The sequence below is a fragment of the Mucilaginibacter sp. GW822-FHT03E02 genome (assembly GCF_058801545.1).
The window spans coordinates 715,716-731,656 of the sequence record NZ_JBXANJ010000002.1 but is presented as its reverse complement, the minus strand read 5'-3'; the positions used below and the strand labels follow the sequence as shown (position 1 = coordinate 731,656).

Annotated in this window: 11 protein-coding genes; 10 read left to right on the top strand and 1 reads right to left on the bottom strand. The window is 42.8% G+C overall.

The window, feature by feature from the left end; genetic code table 11:
* Nucleotides 1-329: 329 nt before the first annotated feature.
* The gene (locus AC1RM2_RS29835) at nucleotides 330-911 is read right to left on the bottom strand and encodes an RNA polymerase sigma factor (protein WP_492988794.1); all 582 of its coding nucleotides are present in this window, start codon (nucleotides 909-911) and stop codon (nucleotides 330-332) included.
* A 120-nt stretch (nucleotides 912-1,031) separates the two neighbouring features.
* Here AC1RM2_RS29835 and AC1RM2_RS29830 point away from each other — a divergent pair, with 120 nt between their 5' ends.
* The 10 genes from AC1RM2_RS29830 (at nucleotide 1,032) to AC1RM2_RS29785 (ending at nucleotide 15,699) form a co-directional block, all read left to right on the top strand.
* Nucleotides 1,032-2,228 (top strand): FecR family protein, encoded by a 1,197-nt coding sequence (locus AC1RM2_RS29830; RefSeq protein ID WP_492988793.1) that lies wholly within the window; start codon nucleotides 1,032-1,034, stop codon nucleotides 2,226-2,228.
* A 194-nt stretch (nucleotides 2,229-2,422) separates the two neighbouring features.
* On the top strand, nucleotides 2,423-5,776 hold the full coding sequence (locus AC1RM2_RS29825) for a TonB-dependent receptor (protein WP_492988792.1): 3,354 nt from the start codon (nucleotides 2,423-2,425) through the stop codon (nucleotides 5,774-5,776).
* A gap of 27 nt (nucleotides 5,777-5,803) precedes the next feature.
* Nucleotides 5,804-7,351 carry a RagB/SusD family nutrient uptake outer membrane protein gene (locus AC1RM2_RS29820; RefSeq protein ID WP_492988791.1) on the top strand — a complete coding sequence of 516 codons (1,548 nt, stop codon included), beginning with the start codon at nucleotides 5,804-5,806 and terminating at the stop codon, nucleotides 7,349-7,351.
* Between the two features lie 115 nt (nucleotides 7,352-7,466).
* Nucleotides 7,467-9,491 (top strand): kojibiose hydrolase, encoded by a 2,025-nt coding sequence (locus AC1RM2_RS29815; RefSeq protein WP_492988790.1) that lies wholly within the window; start codon nucleotides 7,467-7,469, stop codon nucleotides 9,489-9,491.
* A gap of 271 nt (nucleotides 9,492-9,762) precedes the next feature.
* Nucleotides 9,763-11,010: a cytochrome c3 family protein gene (locus tag AC1RM2_RS29810; protein WP_492988789.1), complete on the top strand. Its 1,248-nt coding sequence runs from the start codon at nucleotides 9,763-9,765 to the stop codon at nucleotides 11,008-11,010.
* Between the two features lie 37 nt (nucleotides 11,011-11,047).
* Nucleotides 11,048-11,215, top strand: coding sequence for a hypothetical protein (locus AC1RM2_RS29805; protein WP_492988788.1), 168 nt, complete (start codon nucleotides 11,048-11,050; stop codon nucleotides 11,213-11,215).
* Nucleotides 11,216-11,477: 262 nt separating this feature from the next.
* Complete coding sequence (locus AC1RM2_RS29800; protein WP_492988787.1) at nucleotides 11,478-13,352, top strand: SGNH/GDSL hydrolase family protein; 1,875 nt, start codon at nucleotides 11,478-11,480, stop codon at nucleotides 13,350-13,352.
* Nucleotides 13,353-13,356: 4 nt separating this feature from the next.
* Nucleotides 13,357-13,743, top strand: coding sequence for an SxtJ family membrane protein (locus AC1RM2_RS29795; protein WP_492988786.1), 387 nt, complete (start codon nucleotides 13,357-13,359; stop codon nucleotides 13,741-13,743).
* Nucleotides 13,744-13,749: 6 nt separating this feature from the next.
* Nucleotides 13,750-13,899 carry a DUF5989 family protein gene (locus AC1RM2_RS29790; RefSeq protein ID WP_492988785.1) on the top strand — a complete coding sequence of 50 codons (150 nt, stop codon included), beginning with the start codon at nucleotides 13,750-13,752 and terminating at the stop codon, nucleotides 13,897-13,899.
* 9 nt (nucleotides 13,900-13,908) lie between these two features.
* Entirely contained in the window at nucleotides 13,909-15,699 is a 1,791-nt protein-coding gene (locus AC1RM2_RS29785) for a carbamoyltransferase family protein (RefSeq protein WP_492988784.1), read from the top strand.
* Nucleotides 15,700-15,941: the final 242 nt, after the last annotated feature.

Here is a 15,941-nt window from a genome sequence, read left to right as displayed (position 1 = left end):
ACTTATAATGGCCAAAAGTAACTGTTGGCAAATTCGGGAGCTTTGCATGAAAAACTTTTAACCAATCCAGAAGGAGCTAACCTTTGTGGAAATAAAAAAGCCCGCAAAGCTAATATTTACAGGCGTTTTGATGTGTTTGGTTTGCGGAGAGGGAGGGATTTGTACGCATCTCAAACCGAATTGATATTCAATGTGTTATGTGGGTTTTATTTCTTACTCACCGAAATACTCACCACTTTTTTAATACAGATTAATTGCAAATCTTGTAATGTAAAAATAGCAAAAGGAATCTTATTTCAAATACAAAAACATCCTTTATAAGTTTAATTCTACTTCAAAATGTTAATCACGCACAGAATCGCTATTTCTTTAAAGTGTGAGCGTAAAAATTTCAGCGCAGCGGTTATTTGATTCTCAACTGTGCGCCTTGATATATTAAAATGAGCGGCGATTTCATCGTTTGTCATATGCTGCATCCTGCTCAGAATAAAAATCTCGCGACACCGTTTCGGAAGCTGGAGTAAATAATCCTGAATTGAGTTTTCCAGATAAATAGCGTTTAATTTTCCTTCACCCTCATTTTCTTGCTGTACACAAATCTCATCATTGTAGTTTTCAACATATACAATGGATGATGCTTTGCGCTCCTTTAAACATTTATAAACATGGTATCTTGTAGAACTTGTAAGATAATTCTTTAAGGAAATGATTTGAAAGTCTTTTCTTTTTTGCCAGATGTTTAAAAAAACATCGTGTACGATTTCGGCACTTAATTCTGAATCCCGTAAATAATTATATGCACTGGTGTACATGGCAGACCAATACCTTTCAAAAAGCATATCAAAAGCTTTTTTGTCATCCAGCTTTATTGCCTGCCAGAGTTCATTATCTGAAAGTACCGGTTTAATCATTTATAATTGGTTAGTACATAGATACATTTTTAAATGCATTTTTTACTGTAAAAGTGCGACAAAGTGAGCATATAGAAACTGATTTTTTTTATCCTCAAAAAAATAATTTTTTATTTATGTGTGTTACCACTAAAAAATTGCTCTATCACAATAACAACCAATTATAATTTCATGACTACTCAAGAATACATTTCGTTGTACGAGAAATGCAAGTCCGGTGATTGTACCCCTGTCGAAGAGCAATTACTGGAGGAGTATAAGGACAGCTTTGAGCTTACTGAAGGCCCATGGAATGCTGATATGGGTGATAAGGAACAGGTAAGATTAGTTATTTATAACAGATTACAGAAAAACATCAGCGTTGCGCCGGTTAAAAAACTTATCGCAATCAGATATTTGGCGGCAGCAGCCGTGTTGATTCTGGCCATTTCTGTAAGCCTCCTATTATTGACTAACAAAAAGACCGGTGAAAACCTGGTAAAAAACAATCGGGAACATAACCAAAACCCTATCCTGCCGGGCAGTAACAAGGCTATTTTGACACTTTCTAACGGGAGTAAAATCAACCTGGATAATTCTGCTAAGGGCAAATTAACGCAGCAAGGATCGGCAACAATTAATAAATTGAAAAATGGACAACTGGTTTATAGTGTAAATAATAGTTCATCCCCAAGCCCATTATTATATAATACCGCAACCACGCCAAAGGGAGGTCAATATGAAGTTGTGCTATCTGATGGTACAAGGGTATGGCTAAACGCGGCTTCTTCACTTAAATATCCTGTTATGTTTTCGGGTAAAGAGCGGCATGTTGAATTAACGGGAGAAGCTTATTTCGAAGTCGCAAAAAATAAGAACATGCCTTTTTCGGTAGCGGTAAAAGGAACCAGCATAGAGGTTTTGGGAACCCATTTTAATGTAACGGCCTATGATGATGAAAATAGCCTCGTGACTACCTTGCTTGAAGGGTCAGTGAAATTAAAAAATAATGGCGCGGAAGCCTTGTTAATGCCTGGACAAAAAGCTGTGTTGGGCACTGGATGGACGAACTATAAAGTATCAGAAGCCAATACAGATGAAGCAGTAGCCTGGAAAAACGGGCATTTTATGTTTGATAATGAAAATATCCAGAGCATTATGAAAAAAGTTGCGCGCTGGTATGATGTTGACGTAAGCTATACCGGTACAACAAGGGAAATGAATTTTGGTGGAACTGTTTCTCGTTTTTCAGATATCACCGAATTATTGAAAACATTGGAAATAACCGGAACAATTCACTTTAAGATTGAAGGGAGGAAGATTACAGTAATGCCTTAAACCATCAACCCAAGCCCAAAAAAGCCAGGAGCGTTGTCGCGCCCCTGACTTAATACTGCCAGGCAGTATAGGGTAAATACACTAATTGCTATCAACAACCAATTGTAATTTAATCCTTTTAACAAATGTATAAACTTTACACTGCATTCATATGCGGTAATGCACCGCGTGTGAAAAATAAATTATTGCTCATTATGAAGCTCGTTGTAGTTTTATTGATATCGGGCATTCTACAAGTGAGTGCCACTACCAAAGCTCAAAATGTTACCTTATCTGTAAAAGAAACCTCGTTGAAAAAGGTTTTTAAAGTATTAAGGCAGCAAACCGGGTATAATTTTTTGTACAATTCAGGAATGATGGACAAAACCATGCCGGTTAGTTTGTCAGTTAATAACATGCCATTTAATGAGGTGCTTGAAAAGTGTTTTAGAAACCAGCCGGTAACGTACGCAATTGACCACAATACCGTAGTTATTAAAGCAAAACCAATGGTTGTGTCTGTATCGGCCGTGCCGCCTATCCAGATAAAGGGGACTATAACCGACGACAAGGGTGCGCCATTGCCCGGTGCATCAGTTACTATAAAAGGTACATCGAAAGGCGTCATTACCAATAACGACGGAGGATTTTCGATTAATACCCAATCCGGAGACGTATTGGTCGTGTCTTTCATAGGCTTTCAAACCCAGGAGATTAAAATTGGCTCTCAAACAAATATTGTAATCAGGATGACCGCGCTCAACAGCGGATTAAATGAGGTCGTTGTTATAGGATACGGCACGCAAAAGAAAGCTACTCTAACCGGCGCCATTTCGAGTGTTAGCTCAGATGATCTAAAAGGCCAACAGGTCACCCGCGTTGACGATGCGCTGGGAGGCCGTGCAGCGGGCGTTGTGGTTACGCAAAGTTCAGGTGCCCCTGGTTCTGCTCCAAGCATTGTCATAAGAGGTGTTAACTCATTAACCAATAGCAATCCTTTATACGTAGTTGACGGACAGATATGGGATAATGGCGGTTATGACTCTATTAATCCCAATGATATTGAATCGATCCAGGTATTAAAAGATGCTTCGGCGGGTATTTACGGTTCGCGCTCAGCAAATGGCGTTATATTGATCACCACAAAAAAAGGTAAAGCAGGTGAACCAAAGCTTAACTATAATTTTTATTACGGTTCGCAAACAGTTGCTAATAAGCTCAAATTAGCTAATGCTACCCAGTATGCCCAACTAAGAAACCAAGCTGTTACTAATGATGGCGGTACTGCACCATTTGCAAACCCCTCGCAATATGGTACAGGTACAAACTGGGAGAATGAAATATTCGGCACAGCACCTATCATGAGTCAAAACTTGTCAGTAAGCGGCGGTACCGATAAATCAAGTTATTTTACCTCAGTAGCTTATCTTGACCAGAAAGGTATAGTTATGCCAGACTATTCTGATTACAAAAGGGTGAACTTCAGGGTAAACACCAGTTTCCAACCTAAAAAGTATATTAAGTTTGGTGAAAACTTTAACTACAACTATACAAGGACCACAACATTCTTTAATACAAACTACTGGGGCGGCGGCCCGCTGATCGAGGCGATCAACCTCGACCCGATCACCCCTGCAGTTGTTACTGATATAAATTCACAGCCTAACGCTGCACTATATAACAACAACGCAGCCTACCTTGAAAGAAATGCGCAAGGCCTGCCTTACGGTATATCAAACTATGTGGCCCAGCTTAACCCATTGGCAGATGTTCAAACAGTGAAAGGTGATTACGGCTGGTCGCATAACTTATTCGGCGATGCATATTTCGAAATTGACCCGATAAAAGGTTTGTCAATTAAAACAGAAATTGCTGCCAAGCAAGCGTTTTATGGCGTAGAGGCGTTCACACCGCTTTATTATTTAAACTCGACCAACAGCAACCTGGCACAAACCATCCAGTCGCGCACATCGAACCAGAACCTCGAATGGAACTGGGACAATACAGCAACCTATACCCGTTTAGTAGGTAAACATAACTTTACCGTTTTGGTTGGTACAAGCGCTGAACAGGAAAGCGGTACCCAGGTGGGCGCTACCAACTATGGCGAGCCTATTTCTACTTATCAACAGGCTTCATTCAATTTTAACTTGCCCCAGTCACAACGATTTGGTTCTGGCGGCGATAGCCAACCAATTACGCATTCTTCATATTTCGGTCGTGTTACCTATGATTATGATCAGAAATACCTGATCCAGGGTAGTATTCGCCGTGATGGTTCTTCAAAATTCGGCCCCGATAACGTCTATGGTACTTTCCCTTCTGTGTCGGCAGGGTGGGTTGTCACAAAAGAAGACTGGTTCCCTAAAAATACCTTTATTGATTATTTGAAAGTTCGTGCTTCTTATGGTGTGTTAGGTAATGAGCTGGCGTTAGCCCCTTTCCAATACTCCCCAGTAGTAAGCGGTATCGGTAGCTATATTTTTGGCCCCGCAGGCAGCCAGACATTAGTTACCGGTTACGGCCCGCAAACATTGGCTAATCCGAATTTGCAGTGGGAGCGGGACAAATCAACTGATTTAGCAATTGACATTACTATGTTTCATGATCTTACAGCAACGCTTGATTTTTATAAAAAAGTTAGCGATCATTTGTTGATGCAGGTACCACTTCCGGCATACGTAGGTGTTAACAGCGCCCCATATTCAAATGCCGGCGGTATAACTAACAAAGGCGTTGAATTGCAGTTAGGCTACAACCATAATTTTGGTGACCTTACTGTAAAATTAAACGGAAACATCTCCTACAATAAAAACACAGTTACAAACCTGAACGTGCTTCCATTTATCAATACGGGCTACTGGCAAGCAGCTAACCCATCCAACATCCAGCGTATTTCAGTTGGCGAGCCGATCAACTATTTCTACGGTTACAAAGTAACGGGCATATTCCAGTCACAGGCTCAGGTAAACGCGTATAAAGATGCCAGCGGCAACCTGTTCCAGCCTAATGCTAAACCAGGGGACCTGATATATGCTAACACCACAGGCGTAGGCCCGATTGGCCCAAGCGATCGTCAAAACCTGGGCAGCCCGATTCCAACCTGGTATTATGGCTTTAATTTTGCGGTAAATTACAAACAGTTTGACCTTAACGTATTTGGCCAGGGTGTTTGGGGCAACAAAATATTTCAACAATATCGTCGTCTGGATGTAACACCTGCTAACTACCCGGTAGCTGCGCTAAATGCCTGGACACCAAGTAATACCAATACAAGCTATCCAAGGCTGACAGACGCCGATCCGAACGGCAACTTCCATACACCGTCAAGCTTCGACCTGCAAAGCGGTGCTTATCTGCGCATAAAAACATTACAGCTTGGTTATACATTACCAAAATCTCTTACCAGCAAATGGGATGTTAGCCGTATACATGTTTACGTGGGCGGTGATAACCTGTTCACTATAACAAAATATAACGGTTACGATCCTGAAATATCTGGTGGTGTTGACCAGGGCGTGTACCCTAAAGCTAAAATTATTCGCGTTGGTTTAGATGTATCATTATAATTATTGAACCATTAAAAATATTATATCATGAAAAAAATTGATCTTAAATATATGGCTATTTTTTTGCTGGGGTTATTTACATTAGTATCCTGCAAAAAATCTTTCCTGGAAACAACCCCCAAGGGGGAGTTTCTTCAGGCGAACTATTACTCTACGCCCGACGAGGCGTTTGCTGGCCTGACAGCGGCTTATGACCCGCTGGTTACTGAAACAGGTGGTTTGGATGGCACTTATACCGATCCGCGCGGACCATTAAACTCGGCTTCGGATGATTGCTACGCTGGCGGTGGTGGTTCAGGCGACGTTCCAGACTGGCAGTTGTTCAATAATTACCAGTTTACCTCGGGTTCAGGGCCACAGCAGGGTTTCTGGCCAATCAATTTCTTAGGTGTGAGCAGGGCCAACACTATTCTTAACGTACTGCAAACTACTTCTATTGCAGGGTTGAGCGACGCTACTAAAAACAGGTACATTGCCGAAGCTACATTTCTGCGTGCGCACTACAATTTCGATCTGCTAAGGTTATTCAAAAATATTCCGTTGATAACGAAACCGGTGGCTGCTACTGATATTTACACACTAACTCAAGCGGCGCCTGACGCTGTTTTCGCTTCAATTGAGGCTGATTTGCAGGCTGCTATCCCTAACCTGCCGGCAACTGTTAGTGGCAGTGAACTGGGCCGTGTTACACAAGGTGCTGCAATTGCATTGCTTGGTAAAGTTTATTTGTACGATAAAAAATACGCCCAGGCAGCAACTGAACTGGCAAAAGTAAATGGTGCACCAGGTAGTACAACCGCTATTTATGGCTATCATTTACAGGCAAATTTTGGCCAGATATTCAACCCGGATAATAAGTTCAACAGTGAATCGATCTTTGAATGGAATTTTTCACCAAACCAGGCTTATACCTGGAATAACTGGAATACATTCAAAGGCGACATTTACACACAAATGATCGGCCCGAGGGATTATGCCGACGCAGTGTATGCAGGTGGCTGGGGTTTTAATCCCGTTACCAAACTATTGGTAAGCGCATTCACTGCTCCCTATGACGGCAGTGGTGTTAAAGATCCAAGGTATGGTTACACCATACTGAATATGGATAGCCTTGCTGCAGCACGAAGCACAACCTACACACCAAGCTACCAGAACACAGGTTATTTCACTTTAAAATATGCTCCGTTAACCAAATACATTCCAACACAAGGTACTTCTACGCTAAACTTTCCAAACAACTATATTGAAATACGTTTGGCCGATACTTACCTGATGGAAGCTGAGGCTTTATTACAAGGCGGCGGTGATGCTGCAAGGGCCGCTGCTTTATTAAACGCAGTGCGTGCTCGTGTTGGCTTAGCACCAGTAGCAGCAACAATGGCTAACATTAAAGCCGAGCGCCGTTTGGAACTTGCGACCGAAGGCCACCGTTGGTTTGACCTTGTAAGGTGGGGCGATGCAGCGTCGACACTTGCATTTAAAGGTTTTACAGCAAATAAAAATGAACTTTTGCCTATCCCGCTCACTGATCTTGCCAATACCAAGCTTGTTCAGAACCCTGGATATGCTAAGTAGTGATTAATAGACGATTTGTAAATAAAACTACCGGGTAATACCGGTAGTTTTTATGAAGAACTATCGATCACGCAGCTTAATGAGGCTTTAAAAATACGCGCTTTAAAATTTTGTTATGATTTATAGAATTATTACGTCCGGATTTTTTATATTTTTTTTCATAATCATTTCTCTAACGGCACAGGCACAAGACCCCTGGATACTTAAGGCTGATAACGTTAATGGTCGTTATTATGGGGAAACCGTTGCCAATGGCGCAGTAGGCATAGTGACTTCAAATACGCCCTTTAAAATTCAGGATGTGGTACTGGCCGGCGCATACGACTTGTACGGCAGAGGCCGGGTCAGTAATTTCCTGAAAGACTTTAACCTGTTAAATATGCGTTTTCAAATTGACGGGGCATTAAATGTTTCAGGAATGACGCAACAGCTCAACATGCGTAACGGTTCCTTCATTACCACGTTCAATGATACCGATAAGGCAACGGTTACTTATACGTATTATGCCCTAAGACAATTACCCTATACGGTCATGATGGACGTTTCCGTTACCGCAAAAAAAGATATTACCATTGATGTGGCAAATATATTGTCATCACCGGATGCTATGAAGGATGTTCAGAATTATTTCCATCAAATCGACGACCGTCCGCACGCTATGATCAGCTTACTTACCTCTACTGGTAAGAGTCCTACCGGTAAACTGACTATGGTTGCCTCCAACACTTTTTTATTACCTGAACCTGATGGTGAAGGGCCCAGGCTGGTTAATGAAGAATTTGACAGTAACGAGAACATACTGAAGTTTTCAAAAAGAATAAAAGCCGGGGAAACTTATACATTCGCACTGGTAGGCTCCACACTTACATCAGCGCAGCACGACGACCCCTTGAACGAAGCCGAGCGTCTGACCATCTTTGCAAAACTGGAAGGAAGAGAGCGCTTGTTGAAACTCCATAACCAGGCATGGGATGAATTATGGAAAAGCGATATCCAGATTGAAGGGGATCCGCAATCTCAGCAGGATGTTCACGCTATGTTATATCATTTGTATGCTTTTACACGTGAAGGTTCCTCCTCTTCTCCATCTCCTATGGGGCTAAGTGGTCTCGGGTATAATGGCCATGTGTTCTGGGACACCGAATTATGGATGTACCCCGGATTACTGTTGCTGCATCCTGAATTGGGTAAATCACTTTTGGAATACAGGTATCAAAGACTGGAAGCCGCTAAGCGAAACGCGTTTGACAAAGGCTATAAAGGTGCTATGTATCCCTGGGAAAGTGCAGCAAGCGGTGTTGAAGAAACACCGGTATGGGCGCTCACCGGCCCGTTCGAACACCATATAACCGCAGATGTTGCCATAGCTGCCTGGAATTATTATTGTGTAACAAAGGACAAAAACTGGCTGAAAGAAAAAGGTTGGCCCATACTATCGGCAACAGCGGATTTTTGGGCAAGCCGTGTTGAAAGAAACAGGCCGGGAAATTATGAAATCAAGAATGTGGTCGCTGCCGACGAGTGGGCGGAAAATGTAAACAACAACGCGTTTACCAATGCCGCCGCCAAGACAAATTTAAAATACGCCACCGAAGCTGCAAAAATAATTGGTGTTACCCCCGATCCGGACTGGATGGCCGTCGCCAACAATATTCCTATCCCGAAATTCGAAAATGGAGTAACCAGAGAGTATGATAGCTATAATGGCCAAAATATCAAACAGGTTGATGTCAACCTGCTGGCTTATCCACTCCACGAAGTGACCGACCCTGAAGCTATCAAAAAAGACCTTGAGTATTATGAAACCAGGGTGGGTAATGGACCTGCGATGACGCATGCCATCTTTTCAATTTTATATTCGAGGCTTGGCGATGGAGAAAAAGCATTCCAGGTATTTAAAAACGGATACAAACCTAATGAGCTGCCGCCATTTGGCGTGCTTGCTGAATCAGCTGGAGGAACCAATCCATATTTTGCCACTGGAGCCGGTGGACTGATACAGGCGATGCTCAATGGATTTGGAGGGCTTGAGATTACTTCCAACGGTATTATCCAAGTAAAATCGAAATTGCCTGCTCAATGGAAGTCATTAAAACTGATTGGAATAGGTGTTGATAAGAAAATATATTTAGTAAAGTAAACAGCAAATAATATAATGGAACGTTGCTGCATTCTTGGAAGAACATTAATTGTTAGCGAATGGGCTATAGTGCTTGCCGCGATTGTGGGTGGGGAGAGATTCGGGAACATGCCAACAGCGAGTTTGGTAGATTTAAGACTTCCATTTTTGAGAGGTATGGCTGCCAATACAATCAGTTTGCTACATTCTGTTACACGCTTATTGTTCAATAATAGCCTATATACCAATGAGGCTATATAACCGATCATAAATTGATATTTGTAAAACTTGGATGAAGAATAGTAGAAAATTATTTTTAACACTGGTATTTATCATCCCGTTGGTGGCCATTTTTTCGCAATGCCTTACCATCAACAGAGATAAGCCTGACCCCCGCGGAGATATTTTTGCCGGTTCATCAACTTGTATAAAATGCCATAGGGATGTTTATGACAATTACCTGCAAACCGCCCATTTTTCGACCACGCGACTTGCCGATATTCATAGCATAGGCGGCAGTTTTGATCATGGTAAAAACGAATACTATTTTAGTAAAGACGAAAAAGTTGTGATGGAAAAACGCAAGGATGGGTTATACCAGGTTGCGTATGTTAAAGGAAAAGAGATCGCTGCCCAACGCTTTGATATTACCTTCGGTAGTGTAAAAGCCGAAAGCTATTTATCATGGAAAGGGAACCAAACATTTCAGTTGCCATTATCATACTTCAAAGCTTTAGGATGGACAAACAGCCCCGGTTTTGATTCAACCTATGTTGATTATGGCAGGGTGATAGGCAGGCGCTGTTTTGAATGTCATGCTTCGTACATTAAAGATCTGCCAATGCAGAATCAAAGCCTTAGACAAACCGAAAGCTATGATAAAAGCTCGGTCATATTAGGTATTGATTGCGAACGCTGCCACGGCCCATTAGCTAACCATGTTAACTACCAAACAGACTACCCTAATGAAAAGAATCCGAAGTACGTGGCAACTTATCTCTCATTATCGAGGGCGCAACGGGTAGATATGTGTGCAGTCTGTCACTCAGGCAATAAAAGCCGCATTTTAAGGTCTGTTTTTGCTTTTAAGCCGGGCGATACGCTTGCTCACTTTAAGGAAATGCCACTGTTTCCCGAAGCCATTGATTCAACAAAACTGGATGTGCATGGTAACCAGGCTCAGTTGCTCGCCAGTAGCAAATGCTTTATATACAGCAAAATGGATTGCGCCAGCTGCCATAATGTGCATAAGAACGATAGGGGCAACCTGGCTTTATACTCACAAAAATGTATGACCTGCCACAATACCGTCAACCATAACTTTTGCCCAATGGCATCGTCATTAGGTGCGGCAATAAAAAGTAATTGTATTGATTGCCACATGCCTGCACGGTCATCAAACGTAATTACTGTTGAAACTGCCGGAAAAGGAAGGGAAGTGCCCTACCTGGTACGTACCCATCACATAGCTATATATGCCGATGCTTCGCAAAAAGTAATTAACTATTTAAAAGCACATAATAAGTTAACATCAAAATAGAATAAGTACAATTTTTAATATTTAACCTGTTTACACCATGAATATCAACATCAAAAAATACCCGTATGCATTAATGGCTGTAGGGTTCATCATTACACCGTTTGCAGTTAAGACCCAACTGGGCTTCACAGCGGCATGCGGTATAGAAGTTGTGGGGTCCGATGTCAAACCATTTTTAATGCGTGGCACTAATTTAGGAAACTGACTTATACCCGAGGGTTATATGTTTTTGCATAAGGGCGATACCAACTCAATTGCAGTGGAAGCTCTAAAATATTTAATATAAAACCCAACTCAAAAAAAGTATATTAACTAACTGATTTGTTGCTGCTTACGCCTAATAATGTCAAATATCATTTAACTACTATAGAAATTGAACAAATGAAAAAAGCGACCTCAATTCTATCTACTAGCAAATATTTTATTATGGGTAGAGCACAAAAGCAACCATACCAATACCCGAAGCAATGGTGAGCAAGCAAATTCAAACATCTGCCAACAAGGGATTTTGGCAGGATACAAGTAAATCGCCAAAAGGTAAAAAACTACTGCTATTTAAGGCGCTGGCTATTTTGTTCCCGTTTGCGCTTTTGGTAATATTAGAGTTTGCGCTACGCCTTGGGAACTACGGCCACAATACCAACCTGTTTGTTAAATACGCGAAAGACGACCGCTTTATGCAGTTGAATTATTATGCATCGGACAAGTTTTTTTCGGATACTTTAAATGCTACTAAAGGCAATAACGAGCTTTTTACTGTTGATAAAGCACCAAATACCGTCAGGATATTTGTTTTGGGCGAATCGACTACTATCGGGTATCCTTATTTCCATAACGGCTCGTTCCATCGCTGGCTGCAATACCGGCTGATGCAGATGTACCCTGATAAGAATTTTGAGATCATCAACCTGAGTTTAACGGCTGTAAACTCGTACACAGTGCTTGATTTTGGCAGTCAGCTTGCCAAATACCAGCCCGATGCCATAATGATATATACCGGGCATAACGAATATTACGGTGCTTTGGGCATAGGCTCGACCAGTTATGTGGGGAGCAACCGCTTTTTGGTTGAAACCCTGCTTAAGCTGCGCGGGTTAAAACTGGTGCAGTTGCTGAATAATACCATGAAAAAGGTGGCGGGCGTGTTTTCGGGCAAAAAGGTAGACGACCGCGAAACCCTGATGAAACGCATGGCAGCCCGGCAGGAGATAGCCTATGGATCGAAAGATTACCAGGCTGGTATTGACCAGTTTGATAAAAATATGACCGGACTGTGCAGTCTGTTTAATGATGAAAAGATACCTGTATTTTTAAGCACGGTAGTAAGCAATGAAAGAGATCTGCCGCCTTTTATAAGCAATGGTAGCGGGCCGGGTTCGGCAAGTTATATTTATAAAGCGGGGCAGCAGGCTTACGCACAGGGCAACTTTGTCCTTGCCAAGCAGGATTTTGATAAGGCGAAAGAACTGGATGAGCTACGTTTCCGTGCACCGGAGGCTATAAACACCATTATTAAAAAAATAGCCACTGAATATCCTGAAGTCTATTTGGTTGATACAAAAAAGCTGTTCGAGCAATATTCGCCGCATGGCATTATCGGCAGCGAAACTATTTTGGAGCATGTACACCCCAACCTGTATGGGTATGCGATTATGTCGGAGGCATTTTACCAGGCCTTTCAGCAACAACACCTGATAACAGCTACGCCGCAAAAGGTAATGACCTTTGATGAACTGCGGAAGGATATGCCTATAACCCGCCTCGACTCGTTGAACGGGCAGTACCAGATAGCGTCATTAAAAACCGGCTGGCCGTTCAATCAGCCTATGTCCGCTGTATCAGGCACCCCGGATCTGGAAAATACACTGGCCGAAAAGGTAGCAATGGGCCAAATGCAATGGCGCGACGCGATGAACATGATATTTGAGCACGACAAGCAAACTGACAACAAGCAAGGTGCATTAAGGGTTCTTGAGGCTTCATCGTTGGAATACCCCCAGAACGAGCAGTTCTGCGGCTACGCGGCTAATTTGAACGCGATATTAAATAATTACGATAAGGCAATTTTTTACTATAAAAAGCTATATAACCTAAGTCCCGGCGACCAGATACCCCAAAGTATTATTAAACTGTATATTAAAGCCGGTGAACCCCAAAAGGCGCTGGCTTTTGTACCGAATCTGCCGCAGGCACAACAGGCTCCGGTTGAAAATATACTGGGGCAAATTTTGATGGATGAGCGAGCCCTTAAAGCCCAGCCGGATAACAAGCAAGCCGCCGACCGGATGGCAACTAATTATAGATTATTGGGTATTAGTGAAAACCCCGTTAAAGCGCAATAAGTAAATGACAACAAACGAAACCATAAAGCAAAACCGGAAATTTGGATACACAGTAGGCATAGCTTTGTTGGTATTGGCCGTATTACGCGTATTGGTAAAGCATAAATACGGTTGGGTGCTGCCGGGAATTGGGATACTACTGATATTGTTTGCAATCATAATTCCACTATGGCTCAACCCGCTGCGTTTAGTATGGGATAAAATAGGGCATGTGCTGGGCATTATCAACACCTATGTTTTGCTGACAATTTTTTACTTCGTGATACTAACCCCGTTAAGCCTTATCATGCGTTTATTTGGTAAGGATATATTAAAACTGAAACGCAATAGGCACGATACCTATTGGGAAACCACGGTTGAAAAAGCTGGCGGAATGGAAAACCAATTTTAAAATGATATGGAAGTACTGGTAGAATTTTTCAGGTTTTTGAAGCAGCGCAAGCGGTACTGGCTTTGGCCCTTGTGTATTGTACTGCTGCTGCTGGCTACCTTTTTGGCTATAGCCCAGAGCTCGGCGTTGGCACCGTTAATTTACTCATTATTTTAACCCTTGTCGATGTGTATTTTGGGGATATCGGCTTACTACCACGACAGTGCCGCCTGCCTTATTAAAGACGGCGTTATACTGGCGGCGGTGCAGGAAGAGCGTTTCACTCGTGTGAAGAATGACGCGGCTTTCCCTCAAAATAGTATAAAATATTGTTTGGAATATGCCAATATGACCCTAAAAGATGTTCAGTATATTGTTTATTACGAAAAGCCTTTTTTGAAATTCGAGCGTTTGCTGGAAACACATTTGGCATTTGCACCAATGGGCATCAGGTCGTTTTTAAAGGCGATGCCTTTGTGGCTGAAGGAGAAGCTATACTTTAAGCGCATGCTGATAAAGGGCCTACAGCTTATCGACCCAAGTTGGAAATACCAGGATAACAACCTGCTTTTTACCGAGCACCACCAGTCGCACGCGGCATCGGCGTTTTATGCCTCACCGTTTGATAAGGCCGTTATTTTAACGGTTGATGGGGTCGGCGAATGGGCCACGACGTCGGTTGGCAAGGGCGATGGGAATAGCATTGAGGCCATCAGTCATATCAATTTCCCACATTCTATTGGCTTGTTGTATTCTGCATTTACGTATTATTTGGGGTTTAAGGTGAATTGCGACGAGTACAAGGTGATGGGCCTGGCGCCCTATGGTAAGCCTATTTATACCGACCTGATATTACAGGAACTGATAGATGTAAAACCCGATGGCTCCTTCCGCCTGAATTTGAAATACTTTAACTATGCTACGGGATTGACCATGACGGGCAGCAAGTTCAACCGCCTGTTCAAAAATCCGGTTCGTGCGGCCGGGAGCGAGCTTACCTCCTTCCACATGGATATAGCGGCATCGATACAAAAGGCTACGGAATATGTAATGCTGAAACTGGCTACCGGTCTGCATCAAAAATATGGAGAAGATAACCTGTGCCTTGCCGGTGGCGTGGCGCTTAATTGCGTGGTTAATGGCAAGATACTGAAGCAATCGGGCTTTAAAAATATATGGATACAGCCCGCTGCTGGCGATGCAGGCGGCGCTTTGGGTGCGGCATTGGCGGTGTATTATGAGCATTTAAAGCAAAAGCGGATAATTATTCCCAACAATGATGCTATGCAAAATGCCCTGCTTGGCCCGGCATTTGGTGAAGCGGAGATAAAGCAAGCCTTAACCGCCCATAACCTGCAATACGAGCAACTGGCTGATGATGTACTTTACCCAACCATTGCTGCCGATATCGCCGCCGGGAAAGTAATAGGCTACATTAAAGGCAGGATGGAGTTTGGGCCGCGGGCGTTGGGTGCCCGCAGCATTATTGCCGACCCACGCAATAGTGATATGCAGTCCGTGTTGAATAGGAAGATAAAGTTTAGGGAATCGTTCAGGCCATTTGCGCCTGCGGTGATGGAGGAACATGCCGATGAGTATTTCGATTTGGGAACCGCCAGTCCGTACATGCTGTTGGTGGGGCAGGTGCGGAACGAGAAGCGCATCAATACTGAACTAAATACCGAAGAAACCAACGCCTTTGCCCGCATAAACCACGAGCGTTCGGTGATACCTGCTGTAACCCACCTCGACTACTCGGCCCGGTTGCAAACCGTTAACCGCGGGCAGCATCCCGACTTCTACAATCTTATCAACGCGTTTTACCAACTCACAAGCTGCCCCATGGTTATCAATACCTCTTTTAATCGTATGGATGAGCCGATAGTTTGCTCGCCTATGGATGCGGTATTGTGTTTTTTGAATACGGGAATTGACCTGTTAGTTGTGGAGGGATTTGTGGTTAGAAAGAACGTTTAGTGCCAACATCTGCAGAGGAGATTAAAAAATCAGCCAATAGCAAGTTTGGCAGATTTAAGGCCTTCCATCCTTGAGAAAGATGGTAAACAAAAGATCAATAAAACTTAGGTTGATCTGGATTTAGTTGATGGCGTTCCGGGGTGAGATACGGAACGCCTTTTTTGTGCCGTGCTCGAACCACTTATTTATGAAGGGAACGTCTGAATCTTTAAACTAAAGCTATGATAAGTCGTTTATCAAGA